The organism is Rhizobium sp. LEGMi-198b (assembly GCF_054114205.1).
The window spans coordinates 1,259,379-1,277,384 of the sequence record NZ_JBSYVH010000002.1 but is presented as its reverse complement, the minus strand read 5'-3'; the positions used below and the strand labels follow the sequence as shown (position 1 = coordinate 1,277,384).

Here is an 18,006-nt window from a genome sequence, read left to right as displayed (position 1 = left end):
CAGCTCTAATCGGCGGCGCCGACCAATTGCGGCGGTAGCTCTACCAATGGTGCAGGGATATCCCAGGTCTTTTCCGGCGAGCGACAGAGATCGGCGATAACGCAGCGTTCGCATTCCGGCTTGCGCGCCTTGCAGACATAGCGCCCGTGCAGGATCAGCCAGTGATGCGCGTGGTAGAGGTATTTGTCAGGGATTACCTTCATCAGCCGCTGTTCGACCTCGTCCGGCGTCTTGCCTGGCGCAAGCAGCAGGCGATTGGCGATGCGGAAAATATGGGTGTCGACGGCGAGCGTTGCCTGGCCGAAGGCCATGGAGAGCACGACATTGGCGGTCTTGCGGCCGACGCCAGGCAGCGTCATCAGCTCTTCGCGCGTCTGCGGCACCTCGCCGTCGAAATCCCGGATCAATTTCTCCGACAATGCCACGACGTTCTTCGCCTTGTTGCGGTAGAGGCCGATCGTCTTGATGTAGTCGCGGATGCGATCTTCTCCGAGATCGAGCATCTTCTGTGGCGTATCGGCGACGGCAAAGAGAGCGCGGGTCGCCTTGTTGACGCCGACATCGGTCGCCTGCGCCGACAAGGCCACGGCAACCACCAGCGTGAAGGGATTGACATGCTCCAGTTCCCCCTTCGGCTCAGGCCGCTGGATGGAAAAACGACGAAAGATCTCGTCCAGATCCGCCTTGGAATAGGGGCTTTTAAAAGCCGGCTTGCGGCTTGCGGCCGCATTTGACTTTTTCACGGTTTGCGCGCTGGATTTGGTCTTGGGGTTTGCCATGAACGACCTATACTCAAGTCCTATGACCGAACGCAACGCCGATACTGACATCGATAGCAACAAGCCGGTCTTCGCCGCCGAACTGTTTCCTCATCGCTCCCTGGGGCGACGGGGATTCAAGGTGATGCTGACGTTGGCGGGAGCGTTCTGCCTGATCTATGGCATCTTATTCGTCATCCGTGGCGCATGGCCTATCGGCGTCTTCTTCGGGGCGGATTTCACCCTGCTCTATGGCGCCTTCTGGCTGAATTACCGCTCTGGCAGGGTGCGGGAGGAGGTGACGGTGTCGCGCACCGACGTTTCGATCCGCAAATTCTCGCCCTCGGGCCGCATGGTCGAACACCGTTTCAATCCGTTCTGGACACGTTTCCTTGTTCGCCGGCACAGTGAAATCGGTGTTGTCTCGATGCAAGTCCGCGATCGAAGCCATCACACCCATGTCGGCTCTTTTCTCAATCCGGAGGACCGGGAGAGCTTTGCGAAGGCTTTCAAACGCGCCCTCGCAACGGTGACGCAGCGGATATAAGCGTCCAGGCAAGAAACGGGTGGTTTTACCCTTCTCTTCGTGGTGTTCTCCTTTTTAAGGAGAAAGATTATGAATGCTATCGCACAGTTGAAGACAGACATCACCCCGGAAGGACCGGACTACGACACCGTCCGCCGGGTGATCGAGCTCATCACCGAGGATTATCGCGATCAGCCGTCATTGGAAACGATCGCCGAACGGCTCGGACAATCGCCCACTCAATTGCAGAAGACCTTCACCCGTTGGGCCGGATTGTCGCCCAAGGCCTTCCTGCAGGCCGTAACGCTCGACCATGCCAAGCGGCTGCTGCGGGAGGAGGACCTGCCCTTGCTGGAAACCTCGTTCGAAGTGGGTCTTTCCGGGCCAAGCCGGCTGCACGATCTCTTCGTCACGCATGAGGCGATGTCACCCGGCGAATGGAAGGCGAAGGGCGGCGGGCTTATCATCCGCTACGGGTTCCATATCTCGCCCTTCGGCCTGGCGCTGATCATGGTCACAGACCGCGGTCTTGCCGGCCTTGCCTTCAGCGATTCCGGCGATGAGAAGGCTTGCCTGGAGGATATGACCTGCCGTTGGCCGAATGCGCAATATGTCGAGGACCTGCAGGCGACCATGCCCTATGCGGCGCGGATTTTCGAGCCATCGAAATGGTCGAGCGAACAGCCGCTGCGCGTCGTGCTAATCGGCACGGATTTCCAGGTGCGGGTCTGGGAAAGCCTGCTGAAGATCCCGATGGGCCGGGCTGTTACCTATTCCGATATCGCCAAAGACATCGGCCAGCCGACGGCGATGCGCGCGGTCGGCGCCGCCGTCGGCCGCAACCCCGTTTCTTTCGTCGTTCCCTGTCACCGCGCGCTCGGCAAGAACGGCGATCTCACCGGCTATCATTGGGGCCTGACGCGCAAGCGGGCTATGTTGGGCTGGGAGGCGGGGAAGGCTTGAGGGGGCTCTGCCTCCTCCTCGCCGGGGGTGAAGGCAGGAGTCAAGCTGCCTTTGCCATCGCCATCTGCAACAGTTCCTTTGCGGCGCCTTCGTCCGTAATCAGGGTATTGCACCCGATGCGCTTGATAGTGGCGCGGATTGCAAGGGCGCGGTGTGCGCCGCCGGAAGACAGGACGATGTGCTTGGCCTTCTTTAGGGTGTCGAGATCGACCGACATGACGCGCTTGTTGATCGGATGATCGACGGAATTGCCCTCGGCATCGAGGAAATTGAACATGGTATCGCAGACGCAGCCCGCCTCGATCAACTGATCCAGCACCTGCTTCGAGATGAAGCCTTCCGACAGCGAGGTGGAACGGGGGCCGATATCGCCGCAACTGACGATGGCGAGATCGAGGCTTTCGGCCAGGCGGTAGATCGCCTCCAGACCGCATTTTTCAATCAGATTGCGCTTGGTCTCAATGGAATCGACCAAAAGCGGTGCCAGGAACATGTAGCATTCCGCGCCGAGTTGGCTCGCCAAACGCCAGGTATAGTCGATGGGATTGGTCTGCTGGACAGCGACGATGCCACCGAGCAGCGAAACCACTTTGCAATTGTCGCGGCGTGGCGGGCGAAAGCTTGCGAGCGAAGCCGTCATCGTCCGGCCCCAGCCGACGCCGATCGTATAATTGTCGGGAATCGCCTCGGTCAGGAACTGGCCGAGCGCCAGGCCAACGCTTTTTGCCTGCGCGTCGACGTCTCCGCCTGCGGGCGAAGGAACGACGATCGCCTCGTCCAGCCCATAGGCACGTTCCAGCTTGATCGCGAGTTCGACGCAATCGTCGATGCCTTCATTGATCCAGATCTGCACTTCGCTGCGACGCATCGCCTCGTCCAGCAGACGGATCACAGTGGTGCGGCTGATGCCGAGCTGCTCGGCAACATCCTTCTGCGTCAGACCCTGATTGTAATAGAGCCAGGCAGCGCGCAGCCTCAGAGACGCCGTCTCGGAATAGGCGGTGTGTGTCCCACGTCTGAGTTTGGCCACAGGTCCTCCGGCAAGATTTCTGCACGCCCTTTTTGTTTTAATGATCGCAAACGACAAAGGTTGCGGCGATCGTGCATGACAGGGGCGAGCAAGATCAGCTTCTATTGCCGATATTCTATGGCTTGAAACTTATGTCAATTGAAATGCACAAATGTCCTTGACTTTTCGCTGCGAGATTGATGATAGTCGCCGTGAGGAAGTCGGTCTTTGTCCAGTCGAGGAGGGCAATGTGCGAGTGCTGCGCCGTGGATGCGTCTGGCCAAGCAGGGAGCCATATAGGGCGCTCGGTTTTGGCGGAAAGCCTGTCTTCGGCAATTGCTTCTTCGCGGCTTTGACCGTTCACCGGAAATGGAACTTTCGCGCTTTTTCTCCCGTTACCGAGGCATAGGAGAAGGAACGGCGCAATCCGCTTGCAGTCTTCGTGTCGTCCATCGAACCGGACGGAATTCGCCGGTCAATATCTCTCAATTCAATGGGCCAATTCAACAAGGATACGTATCATGACATCCAAGCTTGACCAACTTCGCGCTATGACGACGGTCGTGGCCGATACCGGCGATATCGAGGCGGTTGCCCGCCTGAAGCCGGTCGACTGCACGACCAATCCGACCATCGTCCTGAAGGCGCTCGGCACGCCGATGTTTGCCGACGCGATCAAGGAAGCCGTCGCCTGGGGCAAGAAGCAGGGTGGTACGCCGGACGCCGTTGCCGCTGCCGTCGCCGACCGCCTGGCAATCTCCGTTGGCGCCGCTCTCTCCGGCCTCGTTCCCGGCCGCGTCTCGACGGAAGTCGACGCCGATCTCTCCTTCAACACCGAAGGTTCGATCGCCAAGGCCCGCTCCATCATCGCTGCCTACAAGGAACGCGGCATCGGCCATGACCGCATCCTGATCAAACTCGCATCCACCTGGGAAGGCATCCGCGCCGCCGAAGTCCTGCAGAAGGAAGGCATTGACTGCAACCTGACGCTGCTCTTCAGCAAGGCCCAGGCCGTTGCCTGCGCCGACGCCAAGGTTTTCCTGATCTCGCCCTTCGTCGGCCGCATCCTCGACTGGTACAAGAAGTCGACCGGCAAGGAGTTCACGCCAGAAGAAGATCCGGGCGTTATTTCTGTTCGCGAGATCTACAATTACTACAAGGCCAATGACATCAAGACGATCGTCATGGGCGCCTCCTTCCGCAGCGCCGGCGAAATCGAAGCGCTGGCCGGCTGCGATCGCCTGACGATCAGCCCCAACCTGCTTGACGAACTCGCCAAGGATGAAGGCAAGCTGGAGCGCAAGCTCTCGCCGGAAAACAAGACTTCCGTCTCCAAGATCGCCGTCGATGAACGGACCTTCCGCTGGATGATGAACGAAGATGCGATGGCAACCGAAAAGCTCGCCGAAGGCATTCGCGCCTTCGCCAAGGATCTGGTCGCCCTTCGCACCATGGTCGGCAAGGAACTGCAGCTCGCCGCTGCCTAATGCGAGGTTGCTTCTCTTTTTGAAGAGGGCCGTTGTTTAAGAGGGTGCCGCAGAGATGCGGCGCCTTTTTTTGTTTCGGATGATAGGGCGGAAAAGCCTACCCAATAAATTCCGCCCTGATCTTCTCCGATTGACCACCGATCGTCGGCGCCGCCAAGCTGTTCTTGCTCCTGACACCGTCGACGCGAATCGGGTTTGCCGTTGTGCGAACGGAGGTGCCGTCGTCGCGGGTGACCGTCTGCAGCATGTCGAGCTGGCGGAAGGCAGCGCTTTGCAGCAGTTTCGGCCAGTCCAGCACCTCCGCGGCCCAGATATCGGCGGGCTCCAGGATGGCGAGCCATTCCTTCACCGTCTTCTCGTGCAGGCGGCTGGCGATCAGGCTCTTGATCTCGTCGCGGCGGGAGAAGGCCTCGTCCGGTGTATAATCGGCAAGCGCCGGAAGCTCGAAGAGCGGCGCCAGCTTCGCCAGCGGCATCATGGCCAGCGCCAGCCAGCCATCGGCGCAATGATAGACGCCGTAAGGAGCCGAGAGATAGGCGTGGGCATTGCGCACGGAGGATTTCTTCGGCAGGCGGCCGCCGTCGTTCAGATGGGTGGTCAGTACCTCGAACTGGAAATCGATCATCGCTTCCAGCAGGCTGGTTTCGACATGGACGCCCTGACCGGTGACGCCGCGCCGCACGAGGCCGGCGAGAATGCCCTGGACGATGAGATTGCCGGCCAGCATGTCGGCGACCGCGAGGCCGAAGGGCACCGGACCGTCATCGGCTTCACCGTTCAGCCACATGGCGCCGGAGCGGGCCTGGGCAAGCAGGTCCTGACCGGGGAAATGCCGCCATTCGTTATCGGGCCCGTAGCCGGTGATGCTGCCATAGACGATGCGGGGATTGATCTTCGCGACCGTGACGTAGTCGAGACCCAGGCGGTCGATGACCCCGGGGCGGAAATTCTGGATGATGACGTCGGCCTTTGCGATCAGCACGCGCAGGTCCTGCAGGTCACCTTCGTCCTTCATATTGATGGCAACGCTTTCCTTGCCGCGATTGATCGCGTGGAAGAGCGTCGAGTCGCCGCCAATCTCGGTGTCGCTGAGATAAAGCCGGCGGCAGAGATCGCCGCCATCGGGACGCTCGATCTTGATCACGCGCGCGCCGAGATCGCCAAGCCGCAGCGCGGCCATCGGTCCGGCCAGAAATTGGCTCATATCGAGCACCGTGATGCCGTCGAGCAGGCCGCCATTATTGCCTTCGATCATCTCAGCCCTTCAACTCCGGAGCGTCCGCGGGCCGGCCGTTCTTGTAGCGCACCGTCTGGATATGCTCGCAATAGAGCACCAGCTCGCCTTCGCCCTTGAAGACTTCGTAGGAAGAGCGGATCAGGCCGAGCTCGGCATATTTGGGCTGCTTCTCCAGATTGGTGCGGATGGTGTAGATCGTGTCGCCGATGAAGGTGGGCTTGATGAAGCGCAGCTTGTCGTAGCCATAGGAAAAGGCGTTGATGCAATTGGTAGCGACGAGGCCGAGGCCGGCGGAGAAGACGAAGGCGCCGGCGACGAGGCGCTTGCCGAACAGACCTTCCGTCTCCGCAAAGATCTGGTCGCTGACATAGGGATGCATATCGAGAACAAGGGCGTTGAACTGCTGGGATTCGCCTTCGGAGATCGTCCGCCGCAGCGAGCGGATCTTGTGGCCGATCTCGAAGTCTTCATAGAACCAGTTTTCTGAGTTCCAGACGGGAATATCGGCATGATCCGCCGGCATGGTCTTGGGGTGGGTGCTGGAAATGCCGACGGTGGCGGTCATGGCATTGGCTTTCGGTGGAAACGCGCCGGTCTCAGAGAGACCAGAGGCGCTTGGCGTTAAGATGATAGAGTCGATTGCGTTCGTCGGCGCTTACGCCTTGCATCAAGGCATGGGTGGCGGCGACCCAGGTGGAGAGATTGCCGGCGAGCGTGCAGACCGGCCAATCGCTGCCCCAGATGACGCGATCCCAGCCGAAGCTTGTGATGCAGTGTTCGACGAAGGGACGCAGTGTTTCTGGCGACCAGTTATCGGGATCGGCATAGGCAACGACACCGGAGATCTTCACGGTGACATTCGGCCGTTTGGCAACCTCACTGATCCCAGACGACCAGCTTTCGCTCAATCCATCCTTTACTGCCGGCACGCCGCAATGATCGAGCACGAAGCGGATGTTGGGATTGAGGTCGATTAGCGCGATCGCCTGGGAAATCTGATGCGGGAGGACGCATAGATCGAAGGTGAGCCGTGTATTGTTGAGCCGCTTCAAATTTTCGCGGAAAAGTGCGCCTTCGGAAACGTCGTCGGGAACGACATGCAGCACCCGGCGGAAGCCTTTTACGAAGGGGTCGGCGAGCACGCGTTCGAGATAGGCGGGAAAGCCGGCATCTTCCGGACGGCAGGCGGCGATCGCGCCGCGCAGCAGGCTGCCGGGCTCACGTCTCAGACCTTTGACATAGTCGGTCTCGCGTTCGATATCCTCTTCGGCGACATCGACTTCCATGTGAAGCGTGTCGGTGATGCGGAGGCGCTTCGCTTCGCGCGCATAGTCCTCATAGAGGCTGTCGCGATTGAGCGCACCGGCGCCAGCCAGCCAGGGATAGGCGAGCTTTTTTCGGTCGACGATATGCAAGTGGCTGTCGAAAAGCATGGTGTTCCTCCCATACCTGCTTGCTCAACATATACTCACATAAGAATAGTTTATTCAAATAAAAATTATAACTCGGCCTTGTCGACCGTTCCGGCGACGGTTTCGGAGATATCCTTGGCCGCTTCCCGCACATATTCGACGACCTGTTCGCGTGTCGGTGCCTTCTGGTTCACGGGCTCGATATAGGGGCAGGTCAGCGCTGCCAGCGCATTGCCGTCCATCGCCAGGATGGGCGCGGAAATATTGTGAACGCCACTCGTCTGCAGGCTGTTCATAGTTTCGAAGCCCTTCTCGCGGATTGCCGAGAGCTTTTCCTCAAGATCGGCTGGCGGCTCCTCCGCGTCCTGTTCCTGGCGCCTCTGCTCATTGATCATCATCTGGCGCTGTTTTTCATCCTTGAATGCCAGAAGAATGTGGCCGGAGCCGGTATTATACAAATTGATCTGGGCGCCGACGCGGATCGAGATGCCCCAATAGGTCGGCGAATCCTGCTGGGCGATGACGACGACCGAGCCGCGGTCGAAAATCGCCAGATGGCAGGCTTGCTCGGCGCGGTTGGAGAATTCGCGCATCAGCGGCGTGGCGAAGGAAACAAGCCGGCGCACCGGCGCGTGGTAGTGCGCCAGGCCGAAGAGCTTGAGGGTCAGATAGAAGCGATCGCCGTCCTGACGCTGTACATAGCCACGCCGGACCAGGCGATCGAGCATACGGTAGAATTCGTTCGGGCTTTTGCCGAGCGCCTTGGCGATTTCGGCCTGCGTCAGGCCGCCGTCGATCCGCGCCAGCAGCTCCAGGATATCGAGGCCTTTGTCCAGCGCCGGCGCGCGGTATCGATCGCTGTCGTCTTCTACACTCATAGGGGCCTCATCAGAGAAATATGATTCATCATTCATATATGAATGAAAGCGATTTGCAAGCGCCTGTGATCCCGCTTGACGGTCAGTGAATAAGGTGTTTACATATAAATCATTGATCCATATTTGGATCGTGAGGCGATCGGGCGGAGTGTCCGGTCCTTTAGGGAGGAAAATTCAATGAGGAATTTGAAGGCCGGTCTTGCCGCCGGCGTATTGGCATTGCTCGCGAGCTCCGCGGCCTTTGCCGCCGACCTGCCCGGCAAGTTCCCGGGCGTGACGATCGACGCCAAGCTGATCGGCGGCCAGCAATACGAGCCGCTTTATGGGCGCATTTCCGAGTGGGAGAAGGAGACCGGCGCCAAGGTCAACATCCTCTCCAAGAAGAACCACTTCGAGCTCGACAAGGAAATCAAGTCGGACATGGCGTCGGGCGATATTTCCTGGTGCGTCGGCTCGAACCATTCGTCCTTTGCGCCCCAGTATCCCGACCTCTATACCGACCTCGGCAAGCTGCTGCCGAAGGAAGAGATCGCCAAGTTCGTCGATTCGACCATCGAGGCATCGACCATCGACGGCCGGCTAGTCATGCTGCCGCGCGCTCAGTTCGACGTTTCGGCACTCTACTATCAGAAGAGCCTCTACAACGATGAGGCCAAGAAGACGGCGTTCAAGACCAAGTACGGCTACGACCTGGCGCCGCCGAAGACCTGGAAGGAAGTGTCAGACCAGGCAACCTTCTTCGCCAATCCGCCGAACTTCTTCGGCACGCAGTTCCCCGGCAAGGAAGAGGCGATCAACGGCCGCTTCTATGAAATGCTTGTCGCCGAAGGCGGCGAATATCTCGATAAGGACGGCAAGCCGGCCTTCAATTCCGAAGCCGGCGTGCGCGCGCTCGACTGGTTCGTGAACATGTACAAGGCGAAGGCCGTTCCGGCCGGCACGACCAACTATCTTTGGGACGATCTCGGCGCCGGTTTTGCGTCGGGCACCGTTGCGCTCGATCTCGATTGGCCGGGCTGGGCGACCTACTTCAACGATCCGAAGTCCTCGAAGATCGCCGGCAATGTCGGCGTCGTCGTGCAGCCTGTCGGTTCGGCCGGCAAGCACACCGGCTGGTCCGGCCATCACGGCTTCTCCGTGACGGAAGCGTGCAAGAACAAGGATGCCGCCGCCTCGCTCGTCTGGTTCCTGACCAACGACGATTCGCAGAAGCTCGAAGCCGCCAATGGCACGCTCCCGACCCGCAAGGCCGTCTGGGAATGGGACATCCAACAGGCTGCATCCGATCCTTACAAGAAGGAAGTGCTCAGCACTTTCCAGGAATCGATGAAGTATGCCTTCCCGGTTCCGCGCACGCCGCAATGGATCGAGATTTCCAACGTCGTCTATCCTGAGCTTCAGGCCGCCATCCTCGGCGACAAGACCTCCAAGGAAGCGCTCGACACGGCCGCACAAAAGGCAACCGACGTCCTGAAGGACGCCGGCGCGCTCTGATCGCCGCAATCAAACTCCCGCATCCGGCAGAGGGTGCGGGAGTTGTTTGAAAAATAGTATGACCTGCGCCTTTAGGGGCCGGTCTGTCCGGCCGGCTGTGACGCCGGCCTCTCGGCCCCATGCAATCGCATTCCACGCAGTCCGGGCCATGCTGCTGAGGAATGCCGACAGGTGCAAACCATGTATAAGAAAATATCTCCACCGGTCCTGCTGCTTCTTCCGGCGATCATCGTGCTTGTGGCGGTGGTGCTGTTTCCGTTGCTTCTGTCCTTCTATTCCAGCTTCACGCCGTTCCGCCTGACGCGCCCGGCGACGCTCTTCACCTTCATCGGCTTGCGGAATTATACCCGCATTCTCACCGATCCAGTTTTCCTGGCGGCCTTCGTGCGCACCGTGGTGCTGCTGACCATCGCTCTCAATCTGGAAATGCTGCTCGGCCTCTGCCTGGCGCTTCTGGTCAACAAGGCGACTTACGGCAAGCGCGTGCTGCGCACGCTGATGATGTTTCCGATGATGTTTTCGCCCGTGCTCGTCGGCTTCCAGTTCAAATTCATGTTCAACGACAATGTCGGCATCATCAACAATGCCCTGCAATCCCTGGGCATAACCAATAGTGCCATCCCCTGGCTGATCGATGGCAATCTGGCGCTGTTGTCGATCGTCATCGCCGAAATCTGGTCGTCGACATCGGTTTTCGCCATCCTCATCCTCGCTGGTCTGCTCGCCATGCCGCAGGAGCCGGTGGAGGCAGCGAAAGTCGACGGCTGCACGAGCTGGCAGACTTTTCGTTATGTCACCTGGCCGTTCCTGATGCCGTTCGCCTTTATCGCCATGACGATCCGCTCGCTCGACGTCGCCCGCGCCTATGACATCGTCAAGATCATGACGGATGGCGGCCCCGCGCGCCGCACCGAGCTGATCTGGACGCTCGTCGGGCGCACGGCCTATGCCGATGCACAGATGGGGCTCGCCAACGCCATGGCCTATGTCTCGATCATCCTGTCGATCGCCTTCACAGTCTATTTCTTCCGTAAGCTGGCGCTTGCCCGCACCCAGATCGGAGCGGAGTGGTAATCATGGATCGCAACGCTGAACAACGCATGCGCCGCCGCATCGGAAAAGTCGCTTATCTCATCGGCCTTTTCATCGCGATGCTCATCATCTGCCTGCCGGGCTTCTGGATCATCCTCAGCTCGCTGCGGCCCACGGTCGAGATCATGGCGAAGCCGCCGGTTTGGATCCCGCAGGAGCTGTCGCTCGATGCCTATCGCGCCATGTTTGGTGGGGCAGGGCAGGGCGGTATTCCCGTCTGGGATTATTTCCGCAATTCGCTGGTGATCTCCGTCACGTCCACTGTCATCGCGTTGATCATCGGCATGTCCGGGGGCTATGCCTTCGCGCGCTTCCGCTTCACCGGCAAATCCGCGGTTTTCCTCGGCCTGATGCTGACGCGCTCCGTGCCCGGCGTGGCGTTGTCGCTGCCGCTGTTCATGGTCTATGCGCGGCTCGGCATCATCGACACGCATTTCGGCCTGATCCTCACCTATGTCGCGCTGAATGTGCCTTTCACCATCTGGCTGATCGACGGATTCTTCCGGCAGGTGCCGAAGGACCTCGCCGAAGCCGCGCAGATCGACGGCTGCACGCGCTGGCAAGCCTTCTGGCAGGTGGAATTTCCGCTCGCCGGCCCCGGCATCGCATCCGCCGGCATCTTCGCCTTTCTCACCTGCTGGAACGAATATGCATTGGCCTCGCAGCTCACGCGCTCGGTCGATTCCAAGACACTCCCGGTCGGGCTGCTCGACTATACGGCGGAATTCACCATCGACTGGCGCGGCATGTGCGCTCTTGCGGTGGTGATGATCGTTCCGGCGCTCGCTCTCACCTTCATTATTCAGAAGCATCTGGTGTCCGGTCTGACATTCGGTGCGGTCAAAGGTTGAACTCCATGGCTCAGGTTACGCTCAAAAAACTCGTCAAGCGCTATGGCGCCCTGGAAATCGTCCATGGGATTGACCTTGATATCAGAGACAAGGAATTCATCGCCCTTGTCGGGCCTTCCGGCTGCGGCAAGTCGACGACGCTGCGCATGATCGCCGGCCTCGAGGACGTCTCCGAGGGCGCCATCATGATCGGAGATATCGTCGTCAACGATCTACCGCCGCGTGATCGCAACATTTCCATGGTGTTCCAGTCCTACGCGCTCTATCCGCACATGACCGTGCGCGAGAATATGGGCTTCTCGCTGAAGATCGCCAAGCAGCCGCAGGCGGAAATCGACCAGCGCGTCAACGAGGCGGCGGCGATCCTCAGCCTGGAAGCGTTGATGGACCGTCGCCCGGCACAGCTTTCCGGCGGCCAGCGCCAGCGCGTTGCCATGGGCCGCGCCATCGTCCGCCAGCCGGAAGTCTTCCTCTTCGACGAGCCGCTGTCGAACCTCGACGCCAAGCTGCGTACGCAGATGCGCACCGAGATCAAGAAGCTGCATGCCAAGGTGCAGTCGACGGTGATCTACGTCACCCATGACCAGGTGGAAGCGATGACGCTTGCCGACCGCATCGTCATCATGCGCGATGGCTACATCGAGCAGGTCGGCACGCCGGATGAAGTGTTCAAGCGGCCGGCCACGCGCTTCGTCGCCGGCTTCATCGGCTCGCCGCCGATGAATATCGAGGAGGCAACGGTTTCGGCCGGCGCGCTGGTGTTCAAGAATGGCGACAAGCTGCCGCTGCCGGGGCAATTTGCGGATCGGGTCAGAGATGGCGAAAAGGTTGCCTTCGGCCTACGCCCGGACGATATTTTCCCGAGCGGCCATGGCCTTCATTCCGGCGCCGAGGCCGCGGTGCATGAGGTGACGTTGCCCGTCGCCATCACCGAGCCTCTCGGCAATGAAACCCTGGTCTTCGTCGAATTCGCCGGCCGCGAATGGGTGTCGCGTATGCTCAATCCGCGCGGATTGAAGAGCGGCGAACAATTGAAAATGAGCTTCGACCTCAGCCAGGCGCATCTCTTTTCCGCCGAGACCGGCAAGAGCCTGGCGATCTGAGCGGGGGAGGCAAGCACATGGCCCGCATCGAGAAAATTGAGCTGCGCATGGTCGACCTGCCGCCGAAGGTGAAGCGGACGGATGCGATCCAGAGCTTTGTCAGCCAGGAGACGCCGATCGTCACCATCACCGATTCCGACGGCGCCGTCGGTACGGGCTACAGTTACACAATCGGCACCGGCGGTTCCTCCGTCATGCGGCTGCTGTCGGACCATCTCGTGCCGCTGCTGATCGGCGAGGATGCCGATTGCATCGAGGCGATCTGGCACAAAATGGAATTCGCGACGCACGCGACGACCATCGGCGCCATTACGGCCCTGGCGCTCGCCGCCATCGATACGGCGCTTTGGGACCTGCGGGCCAAGAAGCAAGGGCTGCCGCTCTGGAAGCTTGCCGGCGGCGCCAAGGATCGGTGCCCGCTCTACACGACCGAGGGAGGCTGGCTGCACATCGAGAAGGAGGCTTTGGTCGAGGATGCCTTGCAGGCGAAGGCCAAGGGTTTCTCCGGCTCGAAGGTGAAGATCGGCAAGCCGCATGGCTCGGAGGATTACGATCGGCTCTCGGCCATGCGTCTGGCGCTTGGGACGGGTTTCGAGATCATGACCGACTGCAATCAGGGCTTCACGGTCGATGAGGTCATCCGCCGTGCTGCAAGGTTGAGAGAACTCGATCTCGCTTGGATCGAGGAGCCGCTGCCATCAGACGATCTCGATGGCCATATTCGCCTGACGCGCTCGACGCCGACGCCAATCGCTGTCGGCGAATCCATGTATTCGATCCGGCATTTCCGCGAATATATGCAGAAGGGCGCCTGCTCGATCGTCCAGGTCGACGTTGCCCGTATCGGCGGCATCACGCCTTGGCTGAAGGTGGCACATGCGGCGGAAGCCTTCGATATTCCGGTCTGCCCGCATTTCCTGATGGAGCTGCATGTCAGCCTCGTCTGCGCCGTGCCGAACGGGAAATATGTCGAATATATCCCGCAGCTCGACGACCTCACCACCAAGGGCATGGAGATCATCGACGGCAAGGCAATCGCACCCTCCGAGGCCGGTATCGGCATCGCCTGGGATTGGGAAGCGGTGAAGGCACGCTCGATCGGCGAATTCACGAAAGAGATTCACGGCTGAAGGAGGACAGGGTCATGCAGCGGATGGGGATGGTGATCGGCCTGGAGCCGTCGAAGATCGAGGAATACAAGCGCCTGCATGCGGCCGTCTGGCCCGAGATCCTGGCGCTGATCTCCGAGTGCAACATCACCAACTATTCGATCTTCCTGAAGGAGCCGGAAAATCTGCTTTTCGGCTATTGGGAATATGTCGGCACGGATTTCGAGGCTGACATGGCCAAGATGGCCGCAAGCCCGAAGAACCAGGAATGGTGGTCCGTCTGCATGCCCTGTCAGAAGCCGCTCGAGACCCGCAAGGAGGGCGAGTGGTGGGCCATGATGGAAGAGGTGTTTCATCATGGCTGAGATGAGGCTTCTCACCTTCTCCCCAGCGGGGAGAAGGACGCGCGGAGCGCGGGTTGAGGGGGCGTTATCGGGTGAATTTCGCCTTTTGCTTTCAGCTCAATGCAGCTCCGAATATGCCGTGGCACCCCCTCATCCGACCCTTCGGGCCACCTTCTGCCCGAGGGGAGAAGGCAAGGTTGCCGCCAACGCCGGAGATATCCAATGACCTTCGATCCCAAATCTCTCCGCCAATGGTGGCCGAAGCCGTCGAATCCCCGCCCGATCGTCATTTTTGGTGCCGGCAGCATCGTCGGCGACGCGCATCTGCCGGCCTACAATAAGGCAGGCTTTCCGGTCGCTGGTCTCTATGATCCGAATGCCGAGAAGGCAGCGGAGTTGGCGGCCCAATGGGGCATTTGCGCCTTTGCATCTGAGGCCGAGGCGCTTGCCGTCGAAGGTGCGATCTTCGATCTGGCAACTCCGCCGGCTGCCCATGCCGCTATCCTTGCCAAGCTGCCGCGCGGCTCTTTTGCGCTGATCCAGAAGCCGATGGGCACCGATCTGGCTGCGGCGACGGAAATTCTCCGGGTATGCCGCGAGCGCGACATCAAGGCGGCTGTCAATTTCCAGCTTCGGTTCGCACCGATGATGCTGGCGCTCTATGATGCTGTCGATAAAGGCTATCTCGGCGAGGTCGTCGATTTCGACGCTTGGCTGGCGCTTGCAACGCCGTGGGGACTCTGGCCGTTTCTCAAGGGCCTGCCGCGGATCGAGATTGCCATGCACTCGATCCACTATCTTGATTTCATCCGCGGCCTGCTCGGCAATCCCAAGGGCGTGCATGCCAAGACCATCGGCCATCCGAACCATCAGGTGGCGCAGACGCGCACGGCGGCGATCCTCGACTATGGCGACAAGGTGCGCTGTGTGCTCTCGGTCAACCACGACCATGAATTCGGCCGCAAGTTCCAGGCCTGCGAGTTCCGCATCTCCGGCACCAAGGGTGCGGCCTATATCAAGCTCGGCGTCAATCTCGACTATCCGCGCGGCGAGCCGGACGAACTGTGGATTCGCCCGACCGGCGGCAGCGAGTGGGTCGAGGTGAAGCTTGAAGGCGCCTGGTTCCCGGATGCCTTCGTCAACCGTATGGCCAATCTGCAGCGTTTTGCTTCGGGCGAGGATCAGACATTGGTCGGCTCCGTCGAGGATGGCTGGCAGACCATGGCGCTGGTTGAGGCCGCCTATCAATCGAGCGCTGAGCCGGCAACGCCGATCGCCGGACTTCCAAAGGTGTAAGCGATGGCCGAACAGACGATCTACTTCGAAGACTATGAGCTCGGCCACGTCCGCATAACGACCGGACGGACGATTACCGAAACCGATTTCGTTGTCCATGCCGGCCACACCGGCGATTTCTTTCCGCATCATATGGACGCGGAATTCGCCAAGACCTTGCCTGGCGGTCAGCGCATTGCCCACGGCACGATGATCTTCTCGATCGGCGTCGGGCTGACGGCGTCGCTCATCAATCCCGTCGCCTTTTCCTATGGCTACGATCGGCTGCGGTTCATCCGCCCCGTGCATATCGGCGACACGATCCGTACGCGGGTGACGATATCGGCGAAAGAGGACGATCCGAAGCGCCCGGCGTCCGGCCGCGTTGTCGAGCGTTGCGAGGTGCTGAACCAGCGCGACGAGGTCGTCCTCGCCGCCGACCATATTCTGATCGTCGATCGCAAAGCGGCAAACTGAGAGAGAATGATGGTGACACTCAAGGGAATGACTTGGTCGCATCCGCGCGGCTACGATCCGATGGTGGCATGCTCGGCCATCTGGAAGGAAAAGACCGGCGTCGAGGTCGTCTGGGAGAAGCGCTCGCTGCAGGATTTCGAGACCTTTCCGGTGGAGGAGCTTGCGGCCTCCTATGATCTGATCGTCATCGACCACCCGCATGTCGGCCAGATCACGCGGGAGAATTGTCTGCTGCCGCTCGACGATGCCGACCATGCCGGTGAACTTGCCACAATCGCCGCCGGCACGGTCGGGCGCTCCTATCCGAGCTACAACTGGCAGGGTCGGCAGTGGGGATTCCCGATCGATGCGGCGACACAGGTTCAGGCTTACCGTCCGGATCGGTTGAGCCGGCCGATCACCGATCTTGCCGAGATCGTATCGCTCGCGGTCAAGGGCAGGGCGATCCTGCCGATGCGGCCGCCGCATTCGCTGATGACCTTCTTCACGCTTGCGGCGCATCTCGGTACGCCCTGCAGCGTCGAAGGACCGGAGTTGATCGCCACGGCGGATGGAGAAGCCGTGCTCGACTGGATGGCACGGCTCGTCGGCGGCATGGATGCCAAATGTGACGACATGGACCCGATAGCTGTCTTCGAGCTGATGGGTGAGCTGGATTGCCCCTATGACGTCGTTCCCTTCGCCTATGGCTATGTCAGCTATTCCTTTGCCGGATTCCGACCGGCGCGCTTAGCCTTTGCCGACATGCCCGTGATCGATGGCCGCGCGCCCAAAGGCTCAGCGCTCGGCGGCACGGGTATTGCCGTTTCGGCCCGGTCGCAGGCGCCGGAAGAAGCCAAGGCCTTTGCGCGCTGGATCGCGAGTGGGCCGGTGCAGGCGGGCGCCTACGCCAGTGGCAATGGCCAGCCCGGCCATGCCGACGCCTGGGGCAGCGATAGCGTTAACGGGCCGGCGCTCGATTTTTACCGCAATACGCGCGCGACGCTGGAGGGCGCCTATGTCCGGCCGCGTCATGACGGCTACATGGCTTTCCAGAGCGAGGCTTCCAACATTATTACCAATGGACTGCGCACCGCCGCGCGGCATACAGTCCTCATCGACAAGCTCAACCAGCTCTTCGCACAATCGTTCGAAAGCTAGGGCAGGCGGCTCTAGCTGTTTGTTTTCGCATGATCTTATCCGCAAGCAACCACGCATTTTCGCTTCGTGGCCTTTCGGTCCCGGGATCATGCCCTGGAGGAAAGGATCAGGATTATGGGTCACGGATTGGAAGGCAAGAAGGTCGTCATCACGGCGGCGGGACAGGGGATTGGCCGCGCGACGGCTGAGCGCTTCATCTCGCTCGGGGCGCATGTATATGCCACCGACATCAACGAGCAGACGCTTTCGACGCTGGAAGGCGCCAGCAAGCATGTGCTGAACGTGCTCGACAGCGCCGCGGTCAAGGCATATGCCGACGAACTCGGTCCGATTGACGTGCTCTTCAATTGCGCCGGCTTCGTGCATGCCGGCACCATCCTAGACTGCGAGGAGAAGGATTGGGATTTCTCCTTCAATCTCAATGCCAAGGCGATGTACACGACTTGCCGCACCTTCCTGCCGGGCATGCTCGAAAAGGGCAAAGGCTCGATCGTCAACATGTCCTCGGTCGCCTCCAGTGTGAAGGGCGTACCGAATCGCTTCGCCTACTGCGCCTCCAAGGCAGCGGTGATCGGCCTCACCAAGTCGATCGCCGCCGATTTCGTCGCCAAGGGTATCCGCGTCAATGCCATTTGCCCCGGCACGGTCGACAGCCCCTCGCTGCATGAGCGCCTGCGCGCCACCGGCGATTATGAGAAGGCGATGAAGGACTTCATCGCCCGCCAGCCGATGGGCCGCATCGCGACTGCCGAGGAGATCGCTGCCCTGGTGACCTATCTCGCCGGCGACGAGGCGGGTTTCACCACCGGTCAGATCCATGTCATCGACGGTGGCTGGACGGCTTGAACTAG

19 protein-coding genes are annotated in these 18,006 nt (G+C 60.4%); 13 read left to right on the top strand and 6 right to left on the bottom strand.

The annotated features are described in order from the left end of the window. Nucleotides 1-5: 5 nt before the first annotated feature. Nucleotides 6-803, bottom strand: a complete 798-nt coding sequence (nth, locus tag ACXHXG_RS12785; RefSeq protein ID WP_457899520.1) for an endonuclease III — start codon at nucleotides 801-803, stop codon at nucleotides 6-8. Here nth and ACXHXG_RS12780 point away from each other — a divergent pair. Continuing rightward, entirely contained in the window at nucleotides 802-1,305 is a 504-nt protein-coding gene (locus tag ACXHXG_RS12780; protein ID WP_457899472.1) for a DUF2244 domain-containing protein, read from the top strand. The two genes, nth and ACXHXG_RS12780, sit on opposite strands and share 2 nt — an antisense overlap. A 69-nt stretch (nucleotides 1,306-1,374) precedes the next feature. After that, a complete protein-coding gene (locus ACXHXG_RS12775; protein ID WP_457899471.1) occupies nucleotides 1,375-2,247 on the top strand; it encodes a methylated-DNA--[protein]-cysteine S-methyltransferase in 873 nt (290 codons plus the stop codon). Between the two features lie 40 nt (nucleotides 2,248-2,287). Here the strand turns inward: ACXHXG_RS12775 and ACXHXG_RS12770 are convergent, their stop codons facing one another. Then, nucleotides 2,288-3,277, bottom strand: coding sequence for a sugar-binding transcriptional regulator (locus ACXHXG_RS12770; RefSeq protein ID WP_104824364.1), 990 nt, complete (start codon nucleotides 3,275-3,277; stop codon nucleotides 2,288-2,290). A 500-nt stretch (nucleotides 3,278-3,777) separates the two neighbouring features. Here ACXHXG_RS12770 and tal point away from each other — a divergent pair, with 500 nt between their 5' ends. Then, on the top strand, nucleotides 3,778-4,743 hold the full coding sequence (gene tal, locus ACXHXG_RS12765; protein ID WP_104824362.1) for a transaldolase: 966 nt from the start codon (nucleotides 3,778-3,780) through the stop codon (nucleotides 4,741-4,743). Between the two features lie 97 nt (nucleotides 4,744-4,840). On the opposite strand, the gene ACXHXG_RS12760 is transcribed toward tal, so the two are convergent. From ACXHXG_RS12760 to ACXHXG_RS12745, 4 genes are all read right to left on the bottom strand, one after another. Then, on the bottom strand, nucleotides 4,841-5,998 hold the full coding sequence (locus ACXHXG_RS12760) for a CaiB/BaiF CoA transferase family protein (protein ID WP_457899470.1): 1,158 nt from the start codon (nucleotides 5,996-5,998) through the stop codon (nucleotides 4,841-4,843). 1 nt (nucleotide 5,999) lies between these two features. Then, a complete protein-coding gene (locus tag ACXHXG_RS12755) occupies nucleotides 6,000-6,545 on the bottom strand; it encodes a MaoC family dehydratase (RefSeq protein ID WP_457899469.1) in 546 nt (181 codons plus the stop codon). A 31-nt stretch (nucleotides 6,546-6,576) separates the two neighbouring features. Continuing rightward, nucleotides 6,577-7,413: an amidohydrolase family protein gene (locus tag ACXHXG_RS12750; protein ID WP_457899468.1), complete on the bottom strand. Its 837-nt coding sequence runs from the start codon at nucleotides 7,411-7,413 to the stop codon at nucleotides 6,577-6,579. A 65-nt stretch (nucleotides 7,414-7,478) separates the two neighbouring features. After that, nucleotides 7,479-8,270, bottom strand: coding sequence for an IclR family transcriptional regulator (locus ACXHXG_RS12745; protein ID WP_104824358.1), 792 nt, complete (start codon nucleotides 8,268-8,270; stop codon nucleotides 7,479-7,481). Nucleotides 8,271-8,447: 177 nt separating this feature from the next. Here ACXHXG_RS12745 and ACXHXG_RS12740 point away from each other — a divergent pair, with 177 nt between their 5' ends. The 10 genes from ACXHXG_RS12740 to ACXHXG_RS12695 all read left to right on the top strand — a co-directional run bounded on the left by ACXHXG_RS12740 (nucleotide 8,448) and on the right by ACXHXG_RS12695 (nucleotide 18,001). Further along, a complete protein-coding gene (locus tag ACXHXG_RS12740; protein ID WP_104824357.1) occupies nucleotides 8,448-9,764 on the top strand; it encodes an ABC transporter substrate-binding protein in 1,317 nt (438 codons plus the stop codon). Nucleotides 9,765-9,944: 180 nt separating this feature from the next. Then, on the top strand, nucleotides 9,945-10,838 hold the full coding sequence (locus ACXHXG_RS12735) for a carbohydrate ABC transporter permease (protein ID WP_104824356.1): 894 nt from the start codon (nucleotides 9,945-9,947) through the stop codon (nucleotides 10,836-10,838). A 2-nt stretch (nucleotides 10,839-10,840) separates the two neighbouring features. Then, nucleotides 10,841-11,707, top strand: coding sequence for a carbohydrate ABC transporter permease (locus ACXHXG_RS12730; protein ID WP_104824355.1), 867 nt, complete (start codon nucleotides 10,841-10,843; stop codon nucleotides 11,705-11,707). A gap of 5 nt (nucleotides 11,708-11,712) precedes the next feature. After that, nucleotides 11,713-12,810, top strand: coding sequence for an ABC transporter ATP-binding protein (locus ACXHXG_RS12725; protein ID WP_457899467.1), 1,098 nt, complete (start codon nucleotides 11,713-11,715; stop codon nucleotides 12,808-12,810). Nucleotides 12,811-12,827: 17 nt separating this feature from the next. Then, nucleotides 12,828-13,940 (top strand): mandelate racemase/muconate lactonizing enzyme family protein, encoded by a 1,113-nt coding sequence (locus ACXHXG_RS12720; RefSeq protein WP_457899466.1) that lies wholly within the window; start codon nucleotides 12,828-12,830, stop codon nucleotides 13,938-13,940. Nucleotides 13,941-13,954: 14 nt separating this feature from the next. Beyond that, nucleotides 13,955-14,284 carry an L-rhamnose mutarotase gene (locus ACXHXG_RS12715; protein ID WP_457899465.1) on the top strand — a complete coding sequence of 110 codons (330 nt, stop codon included), beginning with the start codon at nucleotides 13,955-13,957 and terminating at the stop codon, nucleotides 14,282-14,284. A 201-nt stretch (nucleotides 14,285-14,485) separates the two neighbouring features. Then, nucleotides 14,486-15,559, top strand: coding sequence for a Gfo/Idh/MocA family protein (locus ACXHXG_RS12710; RefSeq protein ID WP_457899464.1), 1,074 nt, complete (start codon nucleotides 14,486-14,488; stop codon nucleotides 15,557-15,559). 3 nt (nucleotides 15,560-15,562) lie between these two features. Then, nucleotides 15,563-16,015 (top strand): MaoC/PaaZ C-terminal domain-containing protein, encoded by a 453-nt coding sequence (locus ACXHXG_RS12705; RefSeq protein ID WP_457899463.1) that lies wholly within the window; start codon nucleotides 15,563-15,565, stop codon nucleotides 16,013-16,015. A gap of 6 nt (nucleotides 16,016-16,021) precedes the next feature. Further along, the gene (locus tag ACXHXG_RS12700; protein ID WP_457899462.1) at nucleotides 16,022-17,155 is read left to right on the top strand and encodes an extracellular solute-binding protein; all 1,134 of its coding nucleotides are present in this window, start codon (nucleotides 16,022-16,024) and stop codon (nucleotides 17,153-17,155) included. A 114-nt stretch (nucleotides 17,156-17,269) separates the two neighbouring features. Continuing rightward, nucleotides 17,270-18,001, top strand: a complete 732-nt coding sequence (locus ACXHXG_RS12695) for an SDR family oxidoreductase (protein WP_104824348.1) — start codon at nucleotides 17,270-17,272, stop codon at nucleotides 17,999-18,001. The last annotated feature ends 5 nt before the right edge of the window (nucleotides 18,002-18,006 follow it).